This window comes from Cohnella cellulosilytica, from assembly GCF_042431195.1.
Lineage (GTDB): Bacteria > Bacillota > Bacilli > Paenibacillales > Paenibacillaceae > Cohnella > Cohnella cellulosilytica.
The window spans coordinates 58,673-84,699 of sequence record NZ_JBHMDN010000079.1; the positions used below are offsets into that span (position 1 = coordinate 58,673).

Annotated in this window: 23 protein-coding genes; 7 read left to right on the top strand and 16 right to left on the bottom strand. The window is 58.0% G+C overall.

The window, feature by feature from the left end:
* Positions 1-263: 263 nt before the first annotated feature.
* The 4 genes from ACFFT4_RS33475 to ACFFT4_RS33490 form a co-directional block, all read right to left on the bottom strand.
* Positions 264-503 (bottom strand): HPr family phosphocarrier protein, encoded by a 240-nt coding sequence (locus ACFFT4_RS33475; RefSeq protein WP_378053916.1) that lies wholly within the window; start codon positions 501-503, stop codon positions 264-266.
* A gap of 83 nt (positions 504-586) precedes the next feature.
* The gene (locus ACFFT4_RS33480; protein WP_378053918.1) at positions 587-1,702 is read right to left on the bottom strand and encodes an aminopeptidase; all 1,116 of its coding nucleotides are present in this window, start codon (positions 1,700-1,702) and stop codon (positions 587-589) included.
* A 48-nt stretch (positions 1,703-1,750) separates the two neighbouring features.
* Positions 1,751-2,479, bottom strand: coding sequence for a hypothetical protein (locus ACFFT4_RS33485; RefSeq protein WP_378053920.1), 729 nt, complete (start codon positions 2,477-2,479; stop codon positions 1,751-1,753).
* A gap of 238 nt (positions 2,480-2,717) precedes the next feature.
* Positions 2,718-4,700, bottom strand: a complete 1,983-nt coding sequence (locus ACFFT4_RS33490) for a sensor domain-containing diguanylate cyclase (protein WP_378053922.1) — start codon at positions 4,698-4,700, stop codon at positions 2,718-2,720.
* Between the two features lie 369 nt (positions 4,701-5,069).
* On the opposite strand from ACFFT4_RS33490, the gene rpsD reads away from it, so the two are divergent.
* Positions 5,070-5,669: a 30S ribosomal protein S4 gene (rpsD, locus tag ACFFT4_RS33495; RefSeq protein ID WP_378053924.1), complete on the top strand. Its 600-nt coding sequence runs from the start codon at positions 5,070-5,072 to the stop codon at positions 5,667-5,669.
* 194 nt (positions 5,670-5,863) lie between these two features.
* Here the strand turns inward: rpsD and ACFFT4_RS33500 are convergent, their stop codons facing one another.
* The gene (locus ACFFT4_RS33500) at positions 5,864-6,886 is read right to left on the bottom strand and encodes a fibronectin type III domain-containing protein (RefSeq protein WP_378053926.1); all 1,023 of its coding nucleotides are present in this window, start codon (positions 6,884-6,886) and stop codon (positions 5,864-5,866) included.
* A gap of 787 nt (positions 6,887-7,673) precedes the next feature.
* On the opposite strand from ACFFT4_RS33500, the gene ACFFT4_RS33505 reads away from it, so the two are divergent.
* The 3 genes from ACFFT4_RS33505 (at position 7,674) to ACFFT4_RS33515 (ending at position 11,804) form a co-directional block, all read left to right on the top strand.
* Positions 7,674-7,898: a DUF1450 domain-containing protein gene (locus tag ACFFT4_RS33505; RefSeq protein ID WP_378053928.1), complete on the top strand. Its 225-nt coding sequence runs from the start codon at positions 7,674-7,676 to the stop codon at positions 7,896-7,898.
* Between the two features lie 63 nt (positions 7,899-7,961).
* Complete coding sequence (locus tag ACFFT4_RS33510) at positions 7,962-8,468, top strand: ferritin (RefSeq protein ID WP_378053929.1); 507 nt, start codon at positions 7,962-7,964, stop codon at positions 8,466-8,468.
* 225 nt (positions 8,469-8,693) lie between these two features.
* Positions 8,694-11,804 carry a transglycosylase domain-containing protein gene (locus ACFFT4_RS33515; RefSeq protein WP_378053931.1) on the top strand — a complete coding sequence of 1,037 codons (3,111 nt, stop codon included), beginning with the start codon at positions 8,694-8,696 and terminating at the stop codon, positions 11,802-11,804.
* A gap of 83 nt (positions 11,805-11,887) precedes the next feature.
* Here the strand turns inward: ACFFT4_RS33515 and acsA are convergent, their stop codons facing one another.
* Positions 11,888-13,612, bottom strand: a complete 1,725-nt coding sequence (gene acsA, locus ACFFT4_RS33520; RefSeq protein ID WP_378053933.1) for an acetate--CoA ligase — start codon at positions 13,610-13,612, stop codon at positions 11,888-11,890.
* A gap of 243 nt (positions 13,613-13,855) precedes the next feature.
* Between acsA and ACFFT4_RS33525 the strand changes: the two genes are divergently transcribed.
* Both ACFFT4_RS33525 and ACFFT4_RS33530 read left to right on the top strand, forming a co-directional pair.
* Positions 13,856-14,488 carry a GNAT family N-acetyltransferase gene (locus tag ACFFT4_RS33525; RefSeq protein ID WP_378053935.1) on the top strand — a complete coding sequence of 211 codons (633 nt, stop codon included), beginning with the start codon at positions 13,856-13,858 and terminating at the stop codon, positions 14,486-14,488.
* 39 nt (positions 14,489-14,527) lie between these two features.
* Positions 14,528-15,700, top strand: a complete 1,173-nt coding sequence (locus ACFFT4_RS33530; RefSeq protein WP_378054479.1) for an acetoin utilization protein AcuC — start codon at positions 14,528-14,530, stop codon at positions 15,698-15,700.
* A gap of 108 nt (positions 15,701-15,808) precedes the next feature.
* Here the strand turns inward: ACFFT4_RS33530 and ACFFT4_RS33535 are convergent, their stop codons facing one another.
* The 4 genes from ACFFT4_RS33535 to ACFFT4_RS33550 form a co-directional block, all read right to left on the bottom strand.
* Complete coding sequence (locus ACFFT4_RS33535; RefSeq protein ID WP_378053937.1) at positions 15,809-16,510, bottom strand: 5'-methylthioadenosine/adenosylhomocysteine nucleosidase; 702 nt, start codon at positions 16,508-16,510, stop codon at positions 15,809-15,811.
* Positions 16,511-16,602: 92 nt separating this feature from the next.
* On the bottom strand, positions 16,603-17,616 hold the full coding sequence (gene ccpA, locus ACFFT4_RS33540; protein WP_378053939.1) for a catabolite control protein A: 1,014 nt from the start codon (positions 17,614-17,616) through the stop codon (positions 16,603-16,605).
* 405 nt (positions 17,617-18,021) lie between these two features.
* Entirely contained in the window at positions 18,022-18,432 is a 411-nt protein-coding gene (locus ACFFT4_RS33545; protein WP_378053941.1) for a TraR/DksA C4-type zinc finger protein, read from the bottom strand.
* Between the two features lie 67 nt (positions 18,433-18,499).
* Positions 18,500-18,913: a VanZ family protein gene (locus tag ACFFT4_RS33550; RefSeq protein WP_378053943.1), complete on the bottom strand. Its 414-nt coding sequence runs from the start codon at positions 18,911-18,913 to the stop codon at positions 18,500-18,502.
* A 104-nt stretch (positions 18,914-19,017) separates the two neighbouring features.
* On the opposite strand from ACFFT4_RS33550, the gene ACFFT4_RS33555 reads away from it, so the two are divergent.
* Positions 19,018-19,539 carry a type 1 glutamine amidotransferase domain-containing protein gene (locus ACFFT4_RS33555; RefSeq protein ID WP_378053945.1) on the top strand — a complete coding sequence of 174 codons (522 nt, stop codon included), beginning with the start codon at positions 19,018-19,020 and terminating at the stop codon, positions 19,537-19,539.
* A gap of 42 nt (positions 19,540-19,581) precedes the next feature.
* On the opposite strand, the gene ptsP is transcribed toward ACFFT4_RS33555, so the two are convergent.
* The 6 genes from ptsP to ACFFT4_RS33585 form a co-directional block, all read right to left on the bottom strand.
* Positions 19,582-21,336, bottom strand: a complete 1,755-nt coding sequence (gene ptsP / locus ACFFT4_RS33560; protein ID WP_378053947.1) for a phosphoenolpyruvate--protein phosphotransferase — start codon at positions 21,334-21,336, stop codon at positions 19,582-19,584.
* The gene (locus ACFFT4_RS33565) at positions 21,333-23,219 is read right to left on the bottom strand and encodes a glucose PTS transporter subunit IIA (RefSeq protein WP_378053949.1); all 1,887 of its coding nucleotides are present in this window, start codon (positions 23,217-23,219) and stop codon (positions 21,333-21,335) included. The genes ptsP and ACFFT4_RS33565 overlap by 4 nt, the downstream gene beginning before the upstream one ends.
* A 134-nt stretch (positions 23,220-23,353) precedes the next feature.
* Positions 23,354-23,782, bottom strand: a complete 429-nt coding sequence (locus tag ACFFT4_RS33570) for a CoA-binding protein (RefSeq protein ID WP_378053951.1) — start codon at positions 23,780-23,782, stop codon at positions 23,354-23,356.
* Between the two features lie 102 nt (positions 23,783-23,884).
* Entirely contained in the window at positions 23,885-25,177 is a 1,293-nt protein-coding gene (gene aroA / locus ACFFT4_RS33575; protein ID WP_378053953.1) for a 3-phosphoshikimate 1-carboxyvinyltransferase, read from the bottom strand.
* Positions 25,178-25,204: 27 nt separating this feature from the next.
* Entirely contained in the window at positions 25,205-25,591 is a 387-nt protein-coding gene (locus ACFFT4_RS33580) for a fluoride efflux transporter FluC (protein ID WP_378053955.1), read from the bottom strand.
* Positions 25,588-25,974, bottom strand: a complete 387-nt coding sequence (locus ACFFT4_RS33585) for a fluoride efflux transporter FluC (RefSeq protein ID WP_378053957.1) — start codon at positions 25,972-25,974, stop codon at positions 25,588-25,590. Before ACFFT4_RS33585 ends, ACFFT4_RS33580 begins: the two co-directional genes overlap by 4 nt.
* Positions 25,975-26,027: the final 53 nt, after the last annotated feature.

Here is a 26,027-nt window from a genome sequence, read left to right on the forward strand (position 1 = left end):
GAAGCACAAGGACAGGTGGCCGTATTCCCGAAACTTTCCGGTAATCAAGCCGCTGGTTCGCTTGCGCTCCCCCCGATTCCGTTCCCGCTTAACAAGCAAAAACGCCTTCGGCGTCCGAGGTCGGAGGAGACGTTTTGTCGGAGACGATTCAGGTGAGGACGGCGGATTTTACGCTTTCCGGGATCATTGAAAAGACCGTCCCCCGGACGCCGCGATTCGGCAAATCCGAGGAACGGCCCTTTGAAGCATGAAGCCGAATCGAATTATTCCACTACTTTGACGTTCAAACCGTGCTTGGCGAAAATATCCCCGAGCTCCTTCTTCGCTTCCTCCGCATCCGGGCCGTGCACGTGGAGCTCATAAGAAAGGTTGCCTACGAGCGTCGTGAACAATCCCAGAATGCTTTTCACGTCGATGTACTTGTTTTCCGCTTGAAGAACGATGGAAGAGCGAAACTTGTTGGCGGTTTGGGACAACTCTACAATTGCCGCGTTATTCGACATAGGATTCCCTCCTCATTTTAAGACGTAACAATCTCTCCCACATCATAACTTGTTCCCCCAATTTCATGCAAGGGAAAAAATCATTATTTCAGGAAATCCGGATTAAGGCCCTTTAATTCGGGAACGACGAACAGACCGTCCTTGCGAATCAGCACATCGTCGAAGTACACTTCGCCTCCGCCGTATTCGGGCCGTTGGATGAGCACCAGGTCCCAGTGAATGGACGAACGGTTGCCGTTGTCGGTCACCTCGTAGGCTTGCCCCGGCGTAAAATGGAGGCTTCCGGCGATTTTCTCGTCGAACAGCGTATCCTTCATCGGATGCAAAATATAGGGGTTGAACCCGAGGCTGAATTCGCCGATATGGCGCGCGCCGTCGTCGCTGTCCAGAATCGCGTTGATGCGCCCGGTATCGTTCGCCGTCGCCTTCACGATTTTGCCGTTCTCGAACTCGAACTTGACGTTCTCGAAAGCGAAGCCGTTATAGACGCTTGGCGTATTGTACGAAATCGTGCCGTTGACGGAATCGCGCACCGGGCAGGAATATACCTCACCGTCGGGAATATTGCGTTCCCCGGAGCATTTCTGGGCTCCGATGCCCTTGATCGAGAACGTCAGATCGGTTCCGGGACCGACGATGCGCACTTGGTCCGTGCGGGCCATCAGCTTCCGCAGCGGCTCCATGGCGCGATCCATTTTGGCGTAATCCAGATTGCAGACGTCAAAATAGAAATCCTCGAACGCCTCGGTGCTCATGTTGGCCGATTGCGCCATCGCGCCGTTCGGATAACGCAAAATGACCCACCGGGTCTTCTTCACCCGCTGCTCCATATGTACCGGATGGCGATGGATGCGATCGTACGCCTTCATGCGATCGGACGGCACGTCGGCCAATTCGTTCGCATTGTCACCCGCGCGAATGCCGATGTAGGCGTCCATTCGCTGCATCCGCTCCAGATCGTAAGCCGCCCACGTCTCCAACTGCTCGTCGGTCGCATGCAGGAGCAGGGTGCGCAGCACCGAGCGGTCTTCTATTTCCACGAACGGATTTCCCCCCAGCCTCGCCACTTCCTCGATCAGGCTCTTGAGCAATTCCCGTTCGCTGCCGATCATTTCGATCAGTACGTTGTCCCCCGGCTTTACTTTAACCGAATAACCCGCCAGATTGGCGGCCAATTGGCGAATTCGCGGATCTCTCATGAGGCTCCTCCTCCTGCTCGCGCTGTATCTCTTCCTCATTGTACCACCTTACTCCTTGGCAAGGAAATTCGTTTCCGAGGTCCGTTTTTCGCTGTACGACTTCCCTTCCCATTCGTAGGTCAGCTCCGTCTCCTCCGCCATCCGCACAGGAAACCAGTTTTTCGGATTCGCCGTCCAGATGACGACCGTATCGACCTTTAACGTGGCCAGAGCGGCTTCCAGACGCCGATCGGCAGCCTCCAGGCTGCTCCTTGTCTCCTGCGGATCCTTGGCGTAAAGCCGCTTGTCCGCTTTCATGTCCGCCAGCTCTTCGCGCAGGCCGTCTGCGATCCGGCGTTTCGCGGCGTCCTCGTCCAGACGGATGCGAATGCGCACAGGCTCGCCCGCGGACGGCGAATCGGCATAGACGATCGAGGAGGTGGCGCTGCCGAGCGGCTCGAGCAGGCTTAACGGCCGGTATCCGGCCCCCGATTGCCCTTCTGCGGGCAAATCGGCCGCCGCCTTGCCCTTGTCCGTCGTCGTCCAATTCAGCTTCAGATTGCCGTGACGATTGACCTCTCCCTCGAACGCCGCTTTCGTCTCCATCGCTCCCCATGGATTGAACATGGCAAGCTCCCCCTTAAATCCGTAGCTGTCGGTGCCGGACAGCGCCGAAGCCGACAACGCAAAAGCCTGATCCGCCGGCAATCGGTCCGTCCGGCCCGCGCAGCCGGCCATCATCGCCAGAAGCGCCCCCGCTCCGCAGATCGCCGCGCAAAGACGAATCCTCTTCCACATTCGGATCCCCCCTTTCGCTTCGTATCGTTTCCTCATTTTCCGGGTCTATGCACCGGACTCGGCATGGAAGCGAGGACCCGGCCGCGGAAGAGCAGCCGACTTTCCGCCCCATAAGCAAAAGGAGACGTACCCAGCCCTTATCGATAAGCGGATGTCCACTCTTCTCATCGATAATCCGGTACGTCTCTACTTATGGAATAGCCTATGGCTTGGCGCTTTATGCGTACGAATTCGCGTATCAGCCGACGACGATGCAGTTCCGCCCGTGGTGCTTGGCTTCGTACAGCGCCATATCCGCCTTGTAGAACAGCGTCTCGACGCTGATCTTGTCGTCCTGCAGCCGCCATTCGGAGATGCCGCACGACACGGTAACCTGCGGCTTCGTCTCGGCCTCTACGCGCTGCCGGATGCGTTCCGCCACCCGCTGCGCCTGCTCGAGACTGAGCAGCGGCAAATAAATCGCAAGCTCCTCCCCGCCCCAACGGGCGGCGATGTCGCTGTCGCGTATCGACGTGCGGATAATCTGGCTGACCTGAATGAGAATGTCGTCTCCGACCTGATGACCGTAAGTATCGTTGATTTTCTTGAAATGGTCGATATCGACGACGATCAGCGATCCGGAGCTGTCGCGAAGCTGCTTGCGCCCGATTCTCTCGTTCAAATAATGACGCGCGTACAAGCCGGTCAAGTTGTCGGTAATGACCATTCTGCGCACTTCGGCATGCAGCGTGGCATTGGAAATCGCCAACCCCAGATGGGCCGACAGCACCTGCAGCAGCTTGTAATTGTCGTAGGAAAAATGGTTCGGCTCCCCCTTGGCGATCAAGACCGCGCCGATGACTTCTCCGTTCAGCAGCAACGGCGAAGCGAGCAGGGACCGGGAACCCGTGACGTCCATCAGCTTGGAGGCAACGGGCGTGGCCGAGCAGTAGTCCGACAAAATGATCGGCTCCTTCGTCGACCACATGACGCCGCAGAAGCCGTAATCCTTGGAATACGTTTCCCCGATCATCTCCGCCACGTTCGAGGACATGACGACGAACTGATGGAGACCGGCGTCGAACTGCAGAATGCAGCAAAAATCCGACTTGAATATCGCCAGCAGCTCGGCAGATGCGAACTGCATCGTTTCCGACAGCTTCAGGCTGCTGTTCAGCCGATGGGTGAGCTCGTTGATCAGGCGCAGCTCCCCTACGAGAACGTTGGCCTGCTCGTGGAGCTTGGCTTTCTCGAATGCGGCTCCGGCCGCGCCGGCCAGCATCGTCAGAAACCCGATATCGGCTTCGTCGAACTGGCTTTCCGGCATATTGAGCCGGAGCACGCCGTATACGCCTTGCTTGCCGGACAGCGGCAGCGCGATCCGGTGCCTTCCCTCGGCATGCTCTTCCCGAACCTTCCCGTCCAGGAACGCCGCTTTGCACAGATCCATATCGTTCAGATGGAACGCGAGCGGACGTACTTTCTCATTCGGACTTGTATAGTCCTGGGATAGAAACAGATCCGCCTTGCAGACCGGATACAGCTGCTCCAGGCTGTCCAGCACCTCGGACAACACGTTCTCCACGTCGATATGGTCGTTAAGCCGTCTCATCACCCCGAACAAAATGTTCCTGCGGGTTTCTTCCTTCTTGGACAGCTTGCGTTCTCTCAGCATCCCGCCGACGAACAGGTTCTCAAAGTTGCGGTAAATGCAGCTTCGAATATGAAGCGCGGCGGCCTGCAGCAGCTTCAGATCGCCGGCTTGCGCCGCGCCCGCCGGAAGCAGGCACGCCACGACCGCACAGGGAAAGCCGGTCGTTCTCGCGAAGATCGGCACGGCGATCGAGTCGTATTCTTTCAGCTTGGAGAGACGGTGCTCTTCGGCGCGCATCAGCGTCGGCCGACAAGTCACCAGCGCCCTGCTGGCGGCCGTAGGACCGTTCTCCTCCTCGCTCCAGAAAGCGAGATAGACGTCGTCCGGCTCCTCGCGCATCCGGTCCGCCACGACGTTCGTTCCGTCCGGATGGACCAGCGCCATCGGCCCTCCGAGCCAAGGGAATCCTTCCACCTCTTCCAGCCATTCTTCAAAACCGCTCGCGAGCAAGTCGTGGATGTACGGCAAGTCCGCTTCGGTCAACTCCTGCTTTTGCAACCAATGCGGCAGCTGTTGAAGGGTGCGGGATGGATTCTCCGGATCATTTTGCGATTCGTGAAGCTGTTGAAATATTCGCTTGCGGACCATACCCGACACCTCCATCCCCCGATGTCTCTTTTTTTTACTATACAATGAAACCATGATTTTTGCACTAGCTTCGTAGAAGTCTACCGTCTTCAGACTTATTTTCTTAAGCGCTTTCTTTCCCTTCCCTGTTCACCCGTTCTGCGTTGCGAGGGATTGAGCGGAACGAATAGTTCTTGACAATTCCCCTCAAGATCTTATAATATATCTTGTTGAATACTGGGCTTAGATCTTGTGGCACCCTCTCGGACGATCCACCAGCGGGCAGCGGCTGAACTTCCCTGCTGGAACCGGGCATGCCGGTTAGGAAAATCCGCGCAACGAAACCCATTTTCAAAAACATTTCATTTTGAAAAAGGAGCTTTCACACACATGGCAAGATATACAGGTCCTAAGTTCAAGCTAAGTCGCCGCCTGGGCATTTCCCTGAGCGGATCGGGTAAAGATTTGAAACGCGCGTTCCCTCCGGGACAACACGGCGCCAACCAACGCCGCAAAATCAGCGGATACGGCATGCAGCTGCAAGAGAAACAAAAGCTTCGCCACATGTACGGCCTGAACGAGAAGCAATTCCGCAACTTGTTCGACCGCGCGTCGAAGATGCAAGGGATCGCCGGCGACAACTTCATGATCCTGCTGGAAAGCCGTCTCGACAATCTCGCTTACCGTCTCGGCTGGGCAAACTCCCGTTACGGCTCCCGTCAACTGGTCTCCCACGGCCACGTTACGGTAAACGGAAAGAAAGTCGACATCGCTTCCTACATCGTGCAAGTCGGCGACGTCATCGGTCTGCGCGAGCGCAGCCGTTCCATGAAGTCCATTAAGGAAGCCCTGGAAGGACGTCACCACATCCAAGGCTATCTGGACTACGACGCCAACGCCATGGAAGGCAAGTACACTCGTCTTCCGGACCGCGGCGAGCTGTCCCAAGAAATCGACGTTAAACAAATCGTCGAATTCTACAGCCGTTAATTTCGGCTGACCGCTAGCTGAAAAAACCCGGGGTCCCTTGTTATGAGGGATTCCGGGGTTTTTGTTGTGCTGCTAATTACCTTGCTCACATCCGTAGGAGCCGGAATGCCCGACATCGACATCGTTGCGATCAGTATCGGCCGCCGCGGACAACTTGACCCTTCTAGCCCATCTCTTCAGTTTGTTCCCTCTGGTTATGGATTCTCCACTTCGTACTCATCCACCTCAAATGTCAGGATCTTATCGAAGATTATGTATTCGGTTCTTGTTTTGAACGGGCCTTTGTTCCAGGTTTTTGTAAAAGCATACTTCGCAGGGCCGCTGCCGGCATCCTTTGCATCGTACCAATTGAGGTAGGCGTTCAGTTCTGCTGCAGAGAGATCGTATTCCTTGATCTGTCCTCCTGAGATGTAGATTGTAAGGAGCGCGCGACTTGGATTTGGCGGGGTGATTGGCGTTGCCGATGCTTCCTCTGTTGAGATTACTCCGCCAAGGCTATTTTCAGTCGTAGCGATATAATAGTAAGCTGTTCCGTTTTCAACTGAGTTGTCCGTGAAATTATTCAGACTTGCTGTCCCTATGTTAGTATAAGGACCTCCAGCAGATGTTGATCTAAGAATCTCATAGCTAGTAGCGCCAGCCACATGGTCCCAGTTGAGGATTACAGATGAATCTCCCGGAATTGCAGACAAATTTGTTATGCCAATAAGATAACCAGTGTCATCAAGATCGATAGCATCAAGTGAAAGAAATGTATTCGACGCTGTTGTCAGCGTCTGAACCAGTTTTACATGGTGCCTCCCCGGAACGAGATAGATTTTCTCAAAGATAAGCGTCATATATTGCTCCTGGGATGTAAGACGTTCTGAAATCAGTCCCTGGCTCACTCCATCTATAAACAGCTCAATTGCAGTTGAGCGATTGGTAAAGGTCGCATCAATGATTCTAAACTTTGTTCCAATGAAAGCAAAACTAAACTCCGCTCCCTTTGTGGCATTACTGTGTTGTGTACTTTTATAGTATGGGAGTGCCGAAGATGTTGTCACCCATGTCCCAGAGCCACCATAGTTAATACCTGGCGATGTATTATCATACCGCTGCCACCCCGGCTCAGGCTCTGTCAACGGCTGGCCAACAGTGGCGGCAAACGAAATCGAAGCAAAGAAAGTTGATATGAGCACAATCACAGATAAAAACGCTAAACTAAACTTCTTCAATGTAAGCCCTCCTCATACGTAATGCCACTATCATACAAGGAAAAATTAGGAAAGTGCAGTCTGATAATCGACAAGAATCTACAATATACTGGAAGGTTGAGGGGAGAATTCCGAAACCGTGATCCCGATCGCGCTCACAAGCTGTTCCCCCTCAATTTGCATCGTTCCCCAAAATAATAAATCGTCACAGTACTCGTTTAAATCAACTGAGTGATCGGCCGAGGAGTAGCTAATACATGTGTTTCGTTCGTGAATATATGCCCTGTATCCTCTCACAGAAAAGGCCTGCCTCAGCGGAGGAAGATGGAACGTTTTCTCTACGCCACCTCTATCAATTCCTCCCGTTTCCCCTATGGCTCGCGATGTTCTACAGATTCGGTTATCTCCCCTCGAAAAGCCTCCATTTCGCTCGCGATGTGCTACAGAATCGATTATCCCCACTCGAAAAGCCTCCATTTTGCTCGCGATGTGCTACAGAATCGATTATCTCCGCTCAAAAAGCCCCCACTCGACTCGCAATGTTCTACAGAATCGATTATCCCCACTCAAAAAGCCTCCACTCGACCCGCGATGTGCTACAGATTCGATTATCCCCCCTCGAAAAGGCGCCACTCGGCCCGCAATGTGCTGCAAATCCGGTTATTGCAGCTCAGTGCCAAGGCAAAGCATCATTTTCTGTTGACAATGATAATGAGAATTAATATCATTTGGTGGGATAGGTCGAATTGCAGGCCGAAATGGAATGTGACAGGCCAAAAAGCTGACGAAGAAGGCCGGTGGGTGCCCCGTGAAAAAAATCAAATTTTGCTGCCGGAACTTCAAGCATGGCTCCAAGTCCGTGTATAAGACGCTTAAAGCCGAATATCCGGACGTGAAGCGCAAGAAAAAGGATTGTCTGGGCGCCTGCAAGCTGTGCACGAAGCAGTGCATGGCGCTGATCGGCAAAACGGAAATTATCGTTGCTCCATCCCCCGAAGCGCTGTACGAGAAGCTGAAGCAGCGAATAGGATGACGACGCTCTTTGTGGTACAATTCGGGTAGAACGAGCCAAATTCGATAAGGAGTGAGTCGCGAGATGATTAACGAAACCTTAAGCAAAGCCCTGAACGACCAACTCAATTACGAGCTTTATTCCGCTCACGTGTATTTGGCGATCGCGGCCTACTGCTCCGGCGAGAGCCTGGACGGCTTCGCCAATTTCTTCACCGTTCAAGCGGAGGAAGAGAAATTTCACGGGATGAAAATCTACAAGTACCTCAACGATCGCGGCATTCGCGTCACCTTAACCGGCATGGACACGCCGAACAACGACTATTCGTCGGTGCTCGACGCTTACGAGCATGCTTACAAGCACGAGCAGGAAGTGACCCGGCGCATCTATCACCTGTCCGACCTGGCCCTGAACGACCGGGAGCATGCGACGATCCAGTTCCTCAAGTGGTTTATCGACGAGCAGGTCGAGGAGGAATCGATGTTCGACACGATCATCAACAAGCTTAAACGGATCGACAAGGACAGCAACGCCTTCTACATGATGGATGCGGAATTCGCCGCAAGAACGTTCACCCCGCCCGCTCTGTAATCGCGCAGCCGCCGAGACTCTTCCCTCCTCTTCGGAGAACGGGGAAGAGTCTTTTTTTGTCAGCAAAAACACAACCGCGGCCCGTTTGGCGCGTATAACCGTACGGTACGAATTTGCGAAGGGCCGCAGCGAACGGCTTTTCGCCCGGGGAGCAACCTTCCAAGGAAGCCAAACTATGGTTATGTGTGCTATAATAGTTCTGTTTGTTGAAGGAGGATTTCTATAATGACGACTACTAAACAACCCCCTTCGGAGCCAGAACGCAAGGGCGAAGGCTTCAAAACAGCGGGAAAAATCGCCGGGTTCACCGTTCTCTGGCTCATTCTGTTCGGCATTTTGGCCGGACTGGTCGGCGCCGGAGCGGTAGCGGGATTCGTCGCGTCTCTCGTCCATGACGAACCCATCCGCGACCGGGCCTTCATAGAAGAAAAGATTAACGAGAACGCAATTACCGGCTTCGTGTACTTTAACGACGGCGCCCCGATCGGACAGCTCCGTTCCGAGGAAGACCGCAGGCCGGTCACGTACGATCAAATCCCGCAAATCATTGTCGACGCGGTCATCGCCATCGAAGACAAAAATTTCTTCACGCACCCCGGCGTCGACACGAACGGACTGTTCCGGGCCGTGAAGCAGCAGCTGCTGAACGAAAGCGTTCAAACCGGCGGAAGCACGATTACGCAGCAGCTCGCCCGCCGCGTATTCCTGAATCTGGACCAGACGTCCAGCCGCAAAGCGAAAGAAATTTTCCTGTCGCTGCGCCTGGAACGATACTTAAGCAAAGAAGAAATCCTGACCGCCTACTTGAACAAGGTGCCTTACGGCAACGGCTCCAACGGCTACCAGGTGTTCGGAATCAAGGCCGCGTCCAAAGGCATCTTCGGCATCGACAAGCTGGACCGGCTCAATATTGCCCAGGCCGCTTATCTGGCGGGCGTTCCGCAGCTCCCTTCTTTGTATTCCGCTTTTAACGGCAAAGGAGAATTCAACGAGAAAAACTTCAATCGCGCGGTTACGCGCCAGAAACTCGTCCTTAGCCGCATGCTTGAGGAGAACAAGATTACGAAGGCGCAATACGACGAAGCGCTCGCCTTCGATCTCTACGCGTCTCTCGCCAAGCCTACCGAGAAAGCGTACAATACTTATCCGTATTTGATGCTCGAAGCCGAGAGGCAGGCCGCCGAGCTGCTCGTTCTGCAGCAAAATCCGGACCTGACCCGCGCCGACCTCAAGCTAAAGGAAAATTCGGGGCTGGTCGAGGAAGCTCGCACGCAGCTGCTGCGGGGCGGCTATAAAGTCACGACGACCATCGATAAGAAAGTCTACAACCTCATGCACGATGTGGCCGAGAATCCGGAGAATTTCGCCGCGGACCATCCGGTTAAAGGCGTGGAGCAGGTCGCCGCCGTTCTGATGGACCATAAGACCGGGGCGATTCTCGGCATGATCGAAGGGCGCGATTTCCACATCGAGCAGATGAATTTCGCGACCCAGATGGTTCGGCAGCCGGGCTCGGCCATGAAGCCCATCGCCGCTTACTTGCCGGCCATCGACAAAGGCTTGATCCAGCCCGCCAGCGTCGTGGACGATTCGCCGATCATTCTGAAAAACGGCGGCGGCGGATACCATATCCCGAAAAACTCGAACAACCGTTATTCCGGACTCGTCACTGCCCGGCAGGCGTTGAACAATTCTTACAACATACCGGCGTTGAAAATATTCCTGAACAAAGTCGGCATTAAGGATTCCTGGGAATTCGTTCGTTCGCTCGGCATCACGACGCTGGTCAAGGAAGACGACGAGGCCCAGACCGGGGTTATCGGCGGGTTGAAATACGGCACGTCCGTCGAGGAGTTGACGAACGCCTACGCCGCGATCGCCAACAAGGGCGTGTTCAACGACGCTTATCTGATCGAAGAAATCCGCGATGCGAACAACAAGATCGTCTACAAGCACCAGTTGGAGCCCACGCAGGTCGTCTCGGAGCAATCCGCTTATCTGATGACGGATATGCTGCGTACCGTCGTCACGAACGGAACGGCTACCTCCCTGATGTCGCAGTATAAAAACTACAAGAGCATCCCGATCGTCGGCAAAACCGGTACGACGCAAAACTACAGCGACGTCTGGTTCGAAGGCTTCACGCCGGACATCACGCTTGGCGTCTGGATCGGTTACGAGAAGGTCATTCATACGCTCTCCTCGGACAGCCACGGACGCGCGCGGTCGATCTGGGCCAAGATTATGAACGAAGTGACCGAGACGAAACCGGAGCTGTTCCCGACCAAGACGTTCGACAAACCGGACGATATCGTCTCGATGACCGTCTCCAGCGTCAGCGGCAAGCTGCCAACGGATTTGACCCGGCAGGCCGGCCGGCTTGTCACCGACATTTTCAATCGCAAATTTATTCCGACGGAATCCGACGACGCTCTGATCAAGGTCAAATATATTTCCTACAACGGCGTCAACTATTTGCCGCAGGACGGAACGCCCGAGGATCTGCTGCGCGAATCGGTCATGATCGTCCGCGAATCGCCGCTGGACGCGCTGACCGAGGAGCTTCAGGCGAAGCTCGGCCAAGTCTCGGCCCAAAGCCGCAAGCCGCTCTCGTACTACCTGCCCAAGGACGCCGGAGACAGCGCTCCTTCCAAGATCGATCCGCGGGTCGAGGACGGAGCCGTGCCGAGTCCGCCGAGCAGCGTAGCCGTAGAGACGCTCGACAACCTGGCGAGAATTACGTTCTCCGCTTCGCCGCAAGCGGACGTGGCCGGCTACAGGCTGTACCGGTCGATTAACGGAAGCCCCTTCCAGAAGGTCGAAGCTTCCTTGCCGGTCGGCGGAGATTTGAAATTCGTCAATTATATCAGCACTCGCCAATCCTACAGCTATTACGTAACCGCTGTGGACGTCGCCGGCAACGAATCGGCGCCAAGCGAGATTCATGCCACGGACGGCGGAATTATCGTCGACCCGACGATCCCGGACCAGACGGACCCCGGCTCGACGGGAGGAGATTCGGATACGGAGCCGCCGGAGATCCCGAGCGCCGGCGGCAGCAGCGGACCGTCCTCGCCTGGCGGACTAAGCGCCCGCGGCACGGAGATCGGCGTTGTGCTTACCTGGAACGCCAATCCGGCGGACGAAGGCGTTACCCAATACCAGGTCTGGTACGGCAGCTCGCCGAACGACAAATACAAGCTGCTCGGCACAACCGAGTCGACGTCTTTCGAGTATATCGCGCCCGCTTCCGCAGGCTGGTATCGCATTACGGCGGTCAGCCCTTCCGGGGAATCGTCGCCGACCTCCGCCGTCGAAGTCAAATCCGGCGAATAACGGATCGAATCAGCAAAAGGGACGAAGCAGAATTCAATCTGCTTCGTCCCTTTTTTATCGCCGCCAGCCGGCGAAAGCCTCGCTTAGTCTTCGATCGTGGACAAGTCTCCCGTAGGCAAATTCAGCTCCCAAGCTTTCAGCACGCGGCGCATGATCTTGCCGCTGCGGGTTTTCGGCAGTTTGTCCTTGAACTCGATCTCGCGCGGAGAAGCGTGAGCGGACAAACCTTCCTTGACGAACTTGGCGATATCGGCCTTCAGCTCTTCGGAAGGCGAGTAGCCTTCGCGCAGCGAAATGAACGCCTTGATGATCTCGCCGCGCAGCGGATCGGGCTTGCCGATGACGCCGGCTTCCGCCACTGCGGGATGCTCGACCAGCTTGCTCTCGACCTCGAACGGCCCGACCCGTTCGCCGGACGTATTGATTACGTCGTCTATTCTGCCCTGGAACCAGAAGTAGCCCTCTTCGTCCCTGTACGCCGAATCGCCGGACACGTACCAGCCCGGAATATGGAAATATTCCTCGTACTTCGTCGGATTGTTCCAAATTTTGCGCATCATCGCCGGCCATGGCGTCTTGATCGCCAGATTGCCCATCCGATACGGAGGCAGCTCGTTGCCCTGATCGTCGATAATGGCGGCCTGAACGCCCGGAATCGGACGCCCCATCGAGCCCGGCTTGATCTCCATGCTTGGATAGTTGCAGATCAACTGTCCGCCGGTTTCCGTCATCCACCACGTATCGTGGATGCGTTGACCGTATACCCGGTTGCCCCAGCGCACCACTTCCGGATTCAGCGGCTCTCCTACGCTCAGCACGTGGCGAAGGCTGGACAGGTCGGACGACTTGACGACGTCGTCTCCGGCTCCCATCAGCATGCGGAACGCGGTAGGCGCGCTGTACCAGACGGTTACTTTATATTTCTCGATCGTCGCGTACCAGTCCTGCGGGCTGAAGCGTCCGCCGCGCACGACGTTCGTGACGCCGTTCAGCCATGGCGCGAAGATCCCGTAGGACGTTCCCGTTACCCAGCCCGGGTCGGCAGTGCACCAATAGACGTCTCCCTCTCGCAAATCCAGTACGACGCGGCCGGTATGATAGTGTTGGACCATCGCGTTGTGAACGTGGTATACGCCCTTGGGCCTGCCCGTAGATCCGGAAGTATAATGAAGAATCATGCCATCCTCGCGATCGAGGAAGGTTACCTCCGCCTCGTCCGATGCGTCTGCCATGGCGCGGCCGTAGTCGATAATCCCGTCCCCTTCCGCCACGGAATCCCCGAAGACGAAAATATGCTTCAGCTCCGGCAGCTCCTTCCGCGGAACGCGGGACAGCAGCGCGGGCGTCGTCACCAAGGCGACGGCTCCGCTATCCTGCAGGCGATCCTTGACGGCGGTTTCCATAAACGCTTCGAACAAGGGGCCGACGACGGCGCCGACCTTAAGCGTTCCGAGCAAGCTGAAGTACAGCTCCGGAGTCCGCGGCATAAAAATAAATACGCGGTCGCCCTTGCCCACTCCCTGTCCCCGCAGCAGGTTGGCGAAACGGTTCGATTGCTTCGACAAGTCGGAAAACGTATAGCTCTCTTCGCGATCGTTGTCACTGTAATGCAGCGCGATGCTGTCGCCGCGGCCTTCCGCCACATGGCGGTCGATCGCCTCGTAGGCCATGTTTACCTTGCCGGTCGTCGACCACGTAAAATGTTTCTCGATGTCCGCCCAATTGAAGCTTTTTACCGCCTCCTCGTAAGATGCCATGTTGCTCACCTTAGCCGTGACGGCCAACTTTTCGTCCGATTGTAATGTCACACTCCATCACCTTCCCATAAAAATGCGGGTACCCGTTAGAAGAATGCGCTTTCAGGAACCTGAGGCTACCCCTCTTCCACAGACATTATACCACAGTGCCTCCAAACTCTGCATAGAGGCCAAGGACAAATTCTCCCTTTCCGGGGGCATTATTCCGTTTTGCGGCATGGGCGGCGCGCTTTGCGAGAATTGAGTATGGTATAATAGACGGAGCGTAAACACGGTTTACAAGGGGGGAACGGCATGGAGCATATCAAGAAATACGTTCGCCACACGATCGAACGGCACGGCCGCTCCCTGGTCGTGGAAGGACCCGTTGCCCCGGAGGAACTGCGGAAGCTGACGATGCATCCGAAGCTGGACGCTTTTCGCAGGCCGGCGGAACAGCATGTCGCCCTGATCGAAATTGCGGAGCTGCCGGAAGGACGGATCATCGCGGCGCGGGACGGAGACGTCATCGTCGGATATGTGACCTTCCACTATCCGGACGAGATGGAACGCTGGTCGGAGGGCGGCATGGAGGATCTCGTCGAGCTCGGGGCGATCGAGGTTGCCGACGATTACCGGAATTTCGGTCTCGGCAAAGCGCTCATCTCCGCCGCGTTCGAAGACGGGCAGCTGGACAATATGATCGTGTACACGACCGAATACTACTGGCATTGGGATTTGGAATCCAGCGGACTGAACGTCTGGGAGTATCGCGAGATGATGGAACGGCTGATGAAATCGGTCGGCATGGTCTGGTTCGCCACGGACGATCCGGAAATATGCGCGCACCCCGCCAACTGTCTCATGGTTCGAATCGGCAAGGACGTCCCTCTGTCCTCCGCCGAGCAATTCGACCGCGTCCGGTTCAGACAACGCTTTATGTATTAGAAAGGCAGGCGACCTTCTCTGGCTTCCTCTACGATATGGATTGATAACCAAGCTTCCGGTCATTACCGGTTTTCCGACGATCACCCGTTTCATCCCGTGCGGCTCGCGCTAACGGAAAATCTTCTGCGGGAAAGCGACGCGCTGGACCAGCGGCAAGCCCTCCCTCCGCTCTCCCTGCAGGAGGCGGAAAAAATGGTGCGGAGCATTCACCGGAACGATTATATCGAGAACGTGCAGGCGCTGAGCGTCGCCAATCCCGACAGGAATACGATCAGCCAAGCCGACCGCTACGGGCTGGAAGAGGACGGAGACACCCCGTATTTTCCGGATATGCATCAGGCGGCGATAGAGCTTGCGGCCGGCTCCATGGCGGCGGCGGACGCCGTAATGTCGGGGAAGGCGACGCGGGCGCTGCATCTGGCCGGAGGGCTGCACCATGCGTTCCCGGACCGCGCCTCCGGCTTCTGCATCTACAACGATGCGGCCGCGGCAATCGCCCATGTGCGGGAGAACTATTCGGCCCGCGTTCTGTATATCGATACGGACGTGCATCATGGGGACGGCGTGCAGTGGTTTTTTTACACCGATCCCGATGTCTTCACATTATCGATTCACGAGACGGGGAAGTTCTTGTTTCCCGGAAGCGGTTTCCCCCATGAACGGGGCGATTCCTCCGGCTACGGCAGCTGCCTGAACATCGCCATGGAGCCTTATACGGAAGACGATTCCTGGCTGGAATGCTTCGGCCGGGCCATCGAGAGCGCGGCGCGGGTCTTCCGCCCGGATCTTATCGTCAGCCAGCACGGCTGCGACGCCCACGCCTTCGATCCGCTGGCGCACATTCACTGCAGCATGCGCGTTTATCGGGAAATGCCGAAAATGATTCGCGATCTGGCCGAGCGTTACACGGACGGAAAATGGGTCGCTCTCGGCGGCGGCGGGTACGATCACTGGCGGGTTGTCCCGCGGGCGTGGAGCCTGCTCTGGCTGGAGATGAACGACCACCCGCTGCTGGCTTCGATCGACGCCCAAGCGGACGGCGGACCGCTGCCGAAGGGCTGGCCCGGCGTCCCGGTCATTCGCAAGCCGGACTATCCGCTGCCTTCGACCTGGCTGGACGACGCGGAACGGTGGGAGCCCATGCCGCGAAGGCTCGAGATTACCGAAAAAAACAAGAAAAACCTCGAAATCGCGCTGCAGCATATCGGATAAAACCAAGCAAAAACGTCTCCGGGGTCCTCGGACGCCGGAGTATTGTCAAAGAAAAGCCGTGCCGCTATCTCCACAATCCCGGAGATAACGGCACGGCTTTTTGGGCGCTTACAGCGACTTTACGATTTCCTCGACAATCGCGTAGGAGCGATTGGACGCCTCTACCGTGAACTCGGCAAAATTGACGTGCGCCGAGCCGTCGGCCTTATCGGACATCGAACGGATAACGACGTAGGGAACGCCGTTCATGAAGCACGTCTGCGCGACCGAGGCCCCCTCCATCTCCACGCAAGCTCCGCCGAACTGCTCGTACAGCGACTGTACGACCGCGCGATCGGCGATGAACTGGTCGCCGGACAAAATTTTGCCGACTTTGCAGCGTCCCGGGTACAGCTTCCGACCGGCCTGTTCGGCCAATGCGATCAGCCGTTGATCGGCTTCGTATTCCGATACGTCCTGGTAAGGAACCGTCCCCCCCGGAAATCCGAGCGCAGTTACATCAATATCGTGCTGCAGACAGCTCGAGGAGACGACGATGTCGCCGATGTTCAGCACGGGGTCGACCGCGCCGGCCACTCCCGTAAACAGAACGACGTCCGCGCCGAGCTTGTCGATCAGAATCTGGGTGCACACCGCCGCGTTGACTTTGCCGACGCCCGAGCGGGTCAGCACGATCTCCTTCCCGTGAAAAACGCCGCGATAGTATGTAATTCCCGCATGGGATTCCGTTTGTTTGTTGTCCGTCTGCGCCAGCAGAAGCTCGATCTCCTCCCGCATCGCTCCGATAATGCCGATTGTTCCGAATGTCATCGATCCGTTCCTTTCCCGGTCAAGTTGTGCGCTCATAAAAGAGGCCCCGCTCGGCTGCGCGCCGAGCAGGGCTGTCATGGTCGTTGCGGCTGTCAGTTGCCTTTCGGTCCGGCTACGGAACGGCGCGCGATCAATTCGTGCGGCAGCGTTACCGTGGCGTTGTCCACCGTTTCCTTCTTCATCAGCTTCGTCAGAAGCCGCATCGATACCGCGCCGATGTCGTACATCGGCTGCGCCACCGTCGACAGCAGCGGACGCACCATCGAGGAAATCCGGCTGTTGTCCACGCTAATGACGGACAGGTCTCCGGGAACGTTTAATCCGGCGTCCTGAATGCAGTGAATCGCTCCGATCGCCATCTCGTCGGTAGCGGCGAATACCGCCGTCGGACGATCCGGCAGGTCGAGGAAATACTGCATCGCCTCGATGCCCGATTCGTACTTGTAGTTGCCGACGCGCACATACTCTTCGCGAAGCGGCAGACCGGCTTGCTCCAGCGCCCGCTTGTAGCCCTGATAGCGGGCGTATCCGTTCGCCGGATCCTGCAGCGTGCCGCTGATCATCGCGATCGAACGATGGCCTTCGTCGATCAGCTTCATCACGGCATCGAAAGCGGCCGCTTCGTGGTCGATATCGACGGAAGGGATCGCCCCCTTCTCGTCCTTCGTTCCGCACAGCACGATCGGCACATTGGACGTCTTGAACGCCTGGATATGCTCGTCCGTCACCGCTCCGCCCATAAACAGCAAGCCGTCTACCTGTTTCTCGAGCAGCGTGTTGATGACGCGGATTTCCTTGTCCTTGCGCTTGTCCGCGTTACACAAAATGATATTGTAGTGATACATGTTGGCAATGTCTTCGATGCCTCTGGCAACCTCCGCGAAATTCGCGTTCGCGATGTCGGGAATAACGACGCCGACCGTCGTCGTCTTCTTGCTCGCCAGACCGCGCGCGACCGCGTTCGGCCGATAGCCCAATCTTTCAATCGCCTCGTAAACTTTCTTGCGCGTCTGAGGCTTGACGTTAGGATTATTGTTGACGACTCGGGATACCGTCGCCATCGACACGCCTGCTTCCCGTGCCACGTCGTAAATGGTTACCGTCACAATGATTCGCTCCAATGTTCATGACTGCAAACCCCAAGGTTTGTCCCATCATGGATTATTAAGGTAATGATACGACAAAACCGCATCTTTAGCAATCAAACCTCTATTATGTCGTTTAAAAAATCCATTTTTTTTGCTTATTCGATCTTGCTGCGGACCGACTCCGGATGACGCGGACGACCGCGAAATCCGACTGCGCGAATTTCGGCGTTCTGCTGCAGGTTGGCCGCGATTTGCGGCGGCTCCTTGAAAACCAATAAGAATATCGTAGCAGAAAATGGAGGGCCGCGCAAAATTTTCGCTCCGGCGGCCGCCGGACGGCCGTCTCCGGAATACTCGGGGCCGGCGCCGGCCTGCTTCGAAACGCGAAGGGACCGCCCCCTTCGGGGCAGTCTCTCGTCAACGCTATGGAACGTTCCGGGCGCTCAACTGACTTAGACGCGTATGTATTTCGTCCATCCAGACTTCGTCTTCCAGGGATGAAGCGATGAGCAGCAGATCGAGCAGTTGATCGATTCTGGCTTCGGCCGCTTTGGCGATCGCGGCGGCCTGCAGCGATTCGGAATCGTGCAGCGCCTGCGACAGCACCCCGGCCCACTCGTGAACCTGATCGAAGGGGATGCTGCCCGGAGCGGGCCTGGCCCCAAGCTGTCCGACCAGCTTGCCGACGTCTTCCTTCACGCCGGGAAAAACGTCGTTCCTTCCGCAAACGGGACAATGGTATACCGGAACGTTGTTAATATTGACTTTTTTCGCAAAAATAACGGTGCGGAGACCCAGGTTCATCTCCTCCCCGCATGTACAGCGTTTAAGCAACGGCATTCTCTCCTTACTTACAAAGAGCTATCCGTACGTATTCGAGCCGGGGCTCGCGTTCTCCTTCTCAGGAGCCGGTGTAATTTCTGGAACGGCGCCTATTAAATAGTCGGAGAAGCAGCAGAACGAGCAGGCTCGCCGCCGCCGCTCCCATGCCGTCGTGCAGCAGGTCGAGCGGGTCCGGGCTTCTCATCGGCACGAACGACTGGTGCCATTCGTCCGTTATCCCGTACAGCACGCAGACGACGATGTTAAGCAAGCAGCCTCTCCATTCGGCCGCCAACCGGCCCATTCCGTAAGCAATCGTCAAGGCCAGCGCGAAATAGGCGACGTAATGCATCGGATTAAAATCGGATAAAAACGGCAGCCACCGCTGAAACCAGGGCAGCACGCTGTCGAGCTGATCCCCGCTTCGCGACGAGGCCGCGAATATGGCGATCATGCAGAGCAACGCCGGAAGATACTTCCATTTTCCCTTCATTCGGAATCCTTCCTCTCTCTTGTCCGATCCCGAAACGTGAAGAAAAGGGCAAGTTTTGATACAATGGACTTCTGCATCCCACTATCGAACGGAGGTGGCCTGTTATGGCCTTAACGAAACGAGTCGTATGTTTGCTGGATGACGAATTCGAAGATTTGGAGCTGTGGTACCCCGTCTATCGCGCGCGCGAAGAAGGCGCCGAGGTCGTATACGCCGGCCCGGAGCAGGGACGCAAGCATATCGGAAAATACGGAGTGCCCGCGGTCGCCGACATTTCGTACGACGGGCTCGACGCCGACAAGTTCGACGGCTTGCTCGTACCCGGCGGCTGGGCCCCGGACAAAATCCGCCGCGATCCCCGCGTGCTCGAATTCGTGCGCCGCATGGACGCCGCCGGCAAGCCGATCGGCCAAATTTGCCACGCCGGATGGGTGCTTGTCTCGGCCAAAATCCTCGACGGCAGAAAGGTCACCTCAACGCCGGGCATTCGCGACGACATGGAGAACGCCGGCGCGACCTGGGTGGACGAAGCGGTCGTCGTCGACCGCAATCTCGTGTCGGCCCGCAGACCGCCGGATCTTCCGCCGTACGCGAAGGCGTTCTGCGATCTGCTGTTCGGCCGCTGACGCTTCGGCCCGCCGCTGGCCCGGGGTCCGAGCGAATCCGCGTTAAGCGAGCGGGTTCGCCCCGCCCGGGGCCAGCGCCGTCTCCGCATGGAATTGACGGGCCAGCTCCCGCGCCTCCTTGGCCGTTCCGCAGCGGAACAACCTTTCGAGCAGACTGCGGCTGTCGGAGGCTTTGGCGCGCAGCAGGCGCTCCTTCACCGGCAGAATCGCCTGGGCGGAGAGGCTCAGCTCGTCGATGCCCAGCGCGAGCCAGATCGGCAGCGCGTTCACGTCCCCGGCGATTTCCCCGCAGATGTTGACGGGAATTCCCTTCGCCTTGGCCGCCTGCGCGACCGTGCGGATCATCCGCAGAATCGCCGGGTGGAACGGCTCGTACATATGGCTGATCTTCTCGTTCATCCGGTCGACCGCCAGCGTGAACTGGATCAAGTCGTTCGTGCCGATGCTGAAGAACGACACCTCCTCGGCCAATATATCGGCGATCGCCACGGCGGCAGGCACTTCGACCATAATGCCGGTCTTGATCCCGCCGCGAAACGGTACTCCTTCCTCCTGAAGCTCCCGCTTCGCCTCGTCCAGCACCGCGTTCGCCTCGCGCACCTCTTCCACGGAAGTAATCAGCGGATACATGATTTTCACGTCGCCGTAGTTCGAAGCCCGCAGCACGGCGCGCAGCTGAATCTTGAACAAATCTCTGCGCTCGAGGCTGAAGCGGATCGCCCGGAAGCCGAGGAACGGATTCTCCTCCTCGGGCATTTCGTAATAATCCAGCTGCTTATCTCCGCCGATGTCGAGCGTGCGGATAACGAGCGTCTCCCCCTTCAGCTTCTGGACGGCCGTCCGATACACTTCGAACTGCTCCTCCTCGGAAGGAAAATGCGTCCTGTCCATATACAGAAACTCCGTCCGGAACAAGCCCACGCCCTGAGCCCCGTTAGCCAGCGCCGCCTCCAGCTCCTTCAGCGAGCTGATGTTGGCCGCCAGCGTCAGCGATACGCCGTCAAGCGTCACGGACGGCACCTCGGCGAGCTTGAGCAGCTGCTCCTTCTGCGCGATCAGCCGACGGCGCATCTCCGTATACCGGGCAACCATCTCCGGCGTCGGATCGACCTGGAGCATGCCGGTCTCGCCGTCGATGATCAGCAGGTCGCCCGTGACGATCGGCTGCTCCAGCTTGCCTTCCGCGCCCATGACCAGAGGAATGCCGAACGCGCGCGCCATGATCGCCGAATGCGACGTCGGGCTGCCGACCATCGTCACGATGCCGAGCACCAGCTCCGGCTTCAGATGGACGAGCTGCGACGGGGACAGCTCCCTTACGACGAGCACGAACGGCTGGGTGTCCTCCGGCAGCGAAATTTCCGGAGCGCCGAGCAGATGCTTCAGCAGCCGGTTGCCCACGTCTTTGATGTCGAGCGCCCGCTCCTTCATATACTCGTCGTCCAGCAGATCGAACATCGTGACGAAGTGGTCGATCGCTTCCTTGACGGCCACCTCCGCCACCTTGTACTGGCGCTGAATAATGCCCTGAATCTCGTTCATGAACACCGGATCCTCGAGAATGGCCAGATGCGCGTCGAAGATGCTCGCCTCCTGGGCGCCGACCGCTTCGTCCAGCTCCGTCTTCATCTGGCTGATCTCCGTCTTCGAACGGCGGATCCCCTCGTACAGCCGATCGAACTCCTTGGCCAGATCGGCCACGTCGATCTTCTGATCCGGCAGCTCCCATTCCCAATGCGGCAAAACGAAGGCTTTGCCGATCGCGATTCCTTGCGACGCCCCCAATGCCTGTATCATTTCTCCGCCCCCTTGTTCTCTCTCTCATGCACGACAACCGACATGACCGCGGCCTGACCCTTTTTGACCGCTTTATACGGAGCGAACCTCCAGGATTTGACCCTGTCGCTGTTCGTGATTACCATTGGCGTTTCCAACGATTTCGCATGCTGCTTCAGCGTCGGAATGTGGAATTTCAGCAGCGGCTGGCCCGGCGACACTTCGTCTCCGAGCTGCACCAGCGCCGTGAAGCCTTTGCCTCCCAGCTCGGAAGTATTGATGCCGACGTGCAGCAGCACTTCCAGACCGTCCTTCGTCTCCAGTCCGATCGCGTGCAGCGAAGGGTGAATATGAATGATTTTGCCCTGCACCGGCGCGACCAGCTCCCCTCTGTCCGGAATAAAGGCGACGCCCCGTCCGACAAGCCTTCCGGCGAAGATCGGATCGTCGACCTCCTCGAGCGGAATCATCCGTCCTTGCACCGGGGAGTGGAACTGGATCTGCTGGACGTCGGTCTGCATAATCTTGTGGATTTCTTCCCGGATCAGCTCCGAGAATGTGCCGAATACGACCTGCACGTGGCCGCCTCCGAGACGGATGACCCCGGCCGCTCCAAGATGGCGCAGCGCCTGCACGTCGACCTTGCGGTCGTCCTCCAGCGTCAGCCTCAGACGGGTGATGCAGGCTTCGAGCCGCACCATGTTTTCCTTGCCGCCGAGCGCCTGAAGAATAAGCGGCGCCCGGTACGGAACGTCCCCAGCCCAATCGTCCAGCCGGGTAGAGTCTTCCCGCCCCGGAGTGGCCAGCTGGAAGCGGCGGATGCTCCAGCGGAACAGCACGTAATACAGCAAACCCGTGGCCGCTCCGATCGGCAGCAGCAGCCAGCCGCGCTGCGCCAGCGGGAGGTTCACCAAATATTCCAGCACACCGGCCGAGAACGCGAAGCCGTGATGAATGTCCAGCTCGTACACGAGCCACATCACTCCGCCCGACAGCAGCGCGTGAACGAGGAACAGGTACGGCGCGACGAACAGGAAAGCGAACTCGACCGGCTCGGTTATGCCCGTCAGGAACGAGCCGAGCGCGGCCGCGCGGAACTGCTTGCTCGTCTTCGGCTTCAGATCCTCGCGCGCTTCGTGAATGATCGCGAAGGCGACGGCGGGCAAGGCGAACATCATGATCGGATACAGGCCGGCCATGAAAATCCCCGCGGATTCGTCCCCGGCGAAAAATCTCGGCAAATCGCCGAAATACATCGCTCCGTCCGCTCCCTGGTATTCTCCGACCTGGAACCAGAACAGGTGGTTCAAAATGTGATGAAGTCCGAAGGCGACGAGAATGCGATGAAGAAAGCCGTATAAAAACACGCCGAAGCCGCCCGCGGAATAGACGAGCGAGCCCGCGGAGGCGGCCCAGTTCTGCAGCCCTTCTCCCAAGCCGATCATCAGCCAGGCGAACGCGAGCGACACGACGCTCATGAACAGCGGCACAAACCGCGAGCCGCCGAGAAATTGCAAATATTCGGGAAGCCGGAACGACTTGAAGCGCTCGTGCGCCCAAGCGGAGGCGATGCCGAGGACCGCGGCCGCGAACATCGACGGCTGAACGCCGTCCGGATCATACGTATGCGCAACGACATGGAAAATAAACATCCCGACGAGCGCCCCCATGCCCGCCATGGCGGACTGGTTGGACATCCCGAGCGCGATGCCGATCGCAAATATATAGGGGACGTATTCGAATATCGCCATCCCGGCGGCGTGCAGCAGGTCGGGCACTTGCGTCCATCCGAACGAATCCCACGGCAGCCGCGCCAGCATCAGAAAGATGGCCGCGGCCGGCAGCACCGTCATCGGCAGCATCATCGCCCGCCCCAGCCTCTGCAAGTAACCGATTCCGTACATGCGTCTCCTCCTTCCCGCCGAAATTTACGTACATAGGCCCAGCCCGCGACGAGGAAGCCCATGCAGCCTATAGAGCGGCGGCGCCGTCTCGTCTACCGGGATCAAGGCGCCGCCGCTCCAATCCGACCGTCCGCTCAGGATTTGCCGTTCGGAAGCAGGATGGAATCCTCCACTTTGATGCAGCGGTCCATAATGACGTTAAGGCCGCTGTCGGCGGCGATCGCTCCCGCCTCTTCGTTTAGGATGCCAAGCTGCAGCCACAGCGTCTTGGCGCCGATCTCGGCGGCTTCCCGCGCGATCGGAGGCGTATGCTCCGGACGGCGGAACACGTTGACGATGTCGACCGGCTCCGGAATGTCCTTCAGCGACGCGTAAGCCTTCTCTCCCAGAATCATCGTCGCGTTCGGATTGACCGGAATGATGCGGTAGCCTTTGCGCTGCATCGCTTCGGACACCATATGCGACGTCTTGGACGGATCGTCGGACAGACCGACGACGGCGATCGTGCCCGACTCCTCCAAAATTCGCTTGATCTCTTCTCGCGACGGATGAACGTAAGCCATACGGAAAACCTCCCTTATTTTAGGGCGTGTATGCCTACTCCGAGGACAGCAAAAGATGCCCCTGAGCGGGTTTGCATACACACCCTTAGCATGCGAACCCGGTTAGTCTGCCCATTCGACCTGGGCGCCAAGCGATTTCAGATGATCGAAGTAGATCGGATACGATTTGGCCACGTGATGCGCGTCCTTGATGCGGATCGGACGGGCGGAGCGCAGGCCGACGACCGTCAGCGCCATAATGACGCGATGATCGTAATGCGCGTCGATCTCGACGCCCCCTTCCACGCCTTCCGGACGTCCGTGCACGATAATCTCGTCCCGCTTCTCCTCGACGTTCGCTCCGGCCTTGCGCAGCTCCGTCAAGTAGTCGGTAATGCGGTCGCATTCCTTGTAGCGCAAGTTCTCCACGTTGTAGAAACGGGAAGTGCCTTCGGCAAACACGGCGGCCGCGACCATCGCCAGCACGCCGTCGGTGAACTCGTCTCCGTCGAATTCGCCCGCAGTCAGCTTGCCGTTGCCCCGAACGCGGACGATGCCGTTCTCGTGCGCAAGCGGAACGTTCATCGCCTTCAGCACGTCGACGACCGCCCGCTCGCCCTGCTTGCTGTCTTCCATCAGCCGGTGAACGACCACGTCCGACTCGGTGACGGCCGCGGCGGCCAGAATCGCCGCCGAGCCCGGATAGTCGCCCTGAACGGTATACGTCTGCGCTTTATATTTCTGCCTGCCGGGAATCCGGTAATGCATCAGATCGTCGGACGCCTCGATAACGATGCCCGCCTGCTCCAGCACCTCCAGCGTCTGGCCGACGACCACCTTCGATTTCAGATCGTGCAGCACCTCGATCTCGCTGTCCTCGTCGAGCAGCGGCGTCAGGAACAGCAGCGAGCTGAGAAACTGCGAGCTGACGCTGCCGGACACTTGAATTTTGCCGCCGCGCGGATTGCCGCCGCGAATCGTCATCGGCAGCCGGCCGTTCTCGTGCTCGATCCGCACGCCCATGCTCTCCAGCGCGGCGATCAGATCGTCGTGCGGGCGCTTGCCGAGGGAAGCCGGATACGAGTTGACGAAATGCACCTCCGGCAGCAGCGCCGCGATCGACATGACGAAACGCAGCACGGCGCCGGCGTTGCCGACGTCCAGCTCCTTCGTCGCACGGGGATGGCGTCCGAAGCCGGTAATGACGATCTTCTCGTCGTCCTCCTCGACGGTCGCCCCGAGATCGCGGATGCAGCGCCGCATCGCCTCGCCGTCCTCGCTGTGGGCCGGATACAGAATCGTGCTCGTGCCTTCCGCGAGCGCGGAGACGAGCAGATAGCGGGTGGTGTAGTTTTTGGAAGACAGCGCTTGAATTTCGCCGTTCAGTTTGCCAGTCGGAGTTACGATCATATCCATGTTCGATTAGCACGCTCCTTGAACCCGTTAGTGATGGAAGAGATAAGCCAACCCGTAGCCGGCCGCGGTCATCGCCAGGCCGCCGGCGTAGGTGGCGATTAAGTAATAGACGAGCGTCCGCCTCCCGGCGGAGCCGCCGCGGATTAACGTCGCTTTCTGCACGTTAAGGGTGGAATAGGTCGTCAGCCCGCCCAGCACGCCGATCCCCGCAAAGGCGTACATCGCGGCGTCGCGCTGCTCGAGCCCGATTCCGATCAACGCGCCCATCGCCAGCGAGCCGACAAGATTCACGGTCAGCGTGCCGTAATAAGCGGGCTTGTCTCTGGCCGCCGTCCAGCGGCCGATCCCGTAGCGCAGCAGCGTACCCGCCGCGCCTCCAAGGCCGACGAAGCATGCGAGTCCCAAGCCGTTCATGCCTGCTTCATCCTCCTCCTGCCGAGAGTCAGGCCCAGAGCGGCCAGCGCCCAGCCCGCCGCGGCGCTTACGAGCACGTAAACGCCGGCGACGCCGTAAGCGCGATGCTCGAGCATCTGCCAGAGCTGCCCGTTAAACGCGCTGAACGTCGTGTAGGCGCCAAGAAAGCCGGTGCCCAGCACGTCGCCGGCCCAGGCCAAGGCGGGTCTGCCCATTAGCCAGCCGGTCAATAGCCCCAGCAGCAGCGAGCCCGACAGATTGATGAATACCGTCGCCCACGGGAAGGCGGCCGGGGCGCCCGAAGCAGGGATCAGAAATCCGATTCCGTAACGCGCCAGCGCTCCCAGAAAACCCGCGAGCGCGACGCCTAGCACGATTCTCATAGCTCCTACCGCCTATCGTTTGACAGCGCAGCGCGCAGTTTCTTATGATGTTG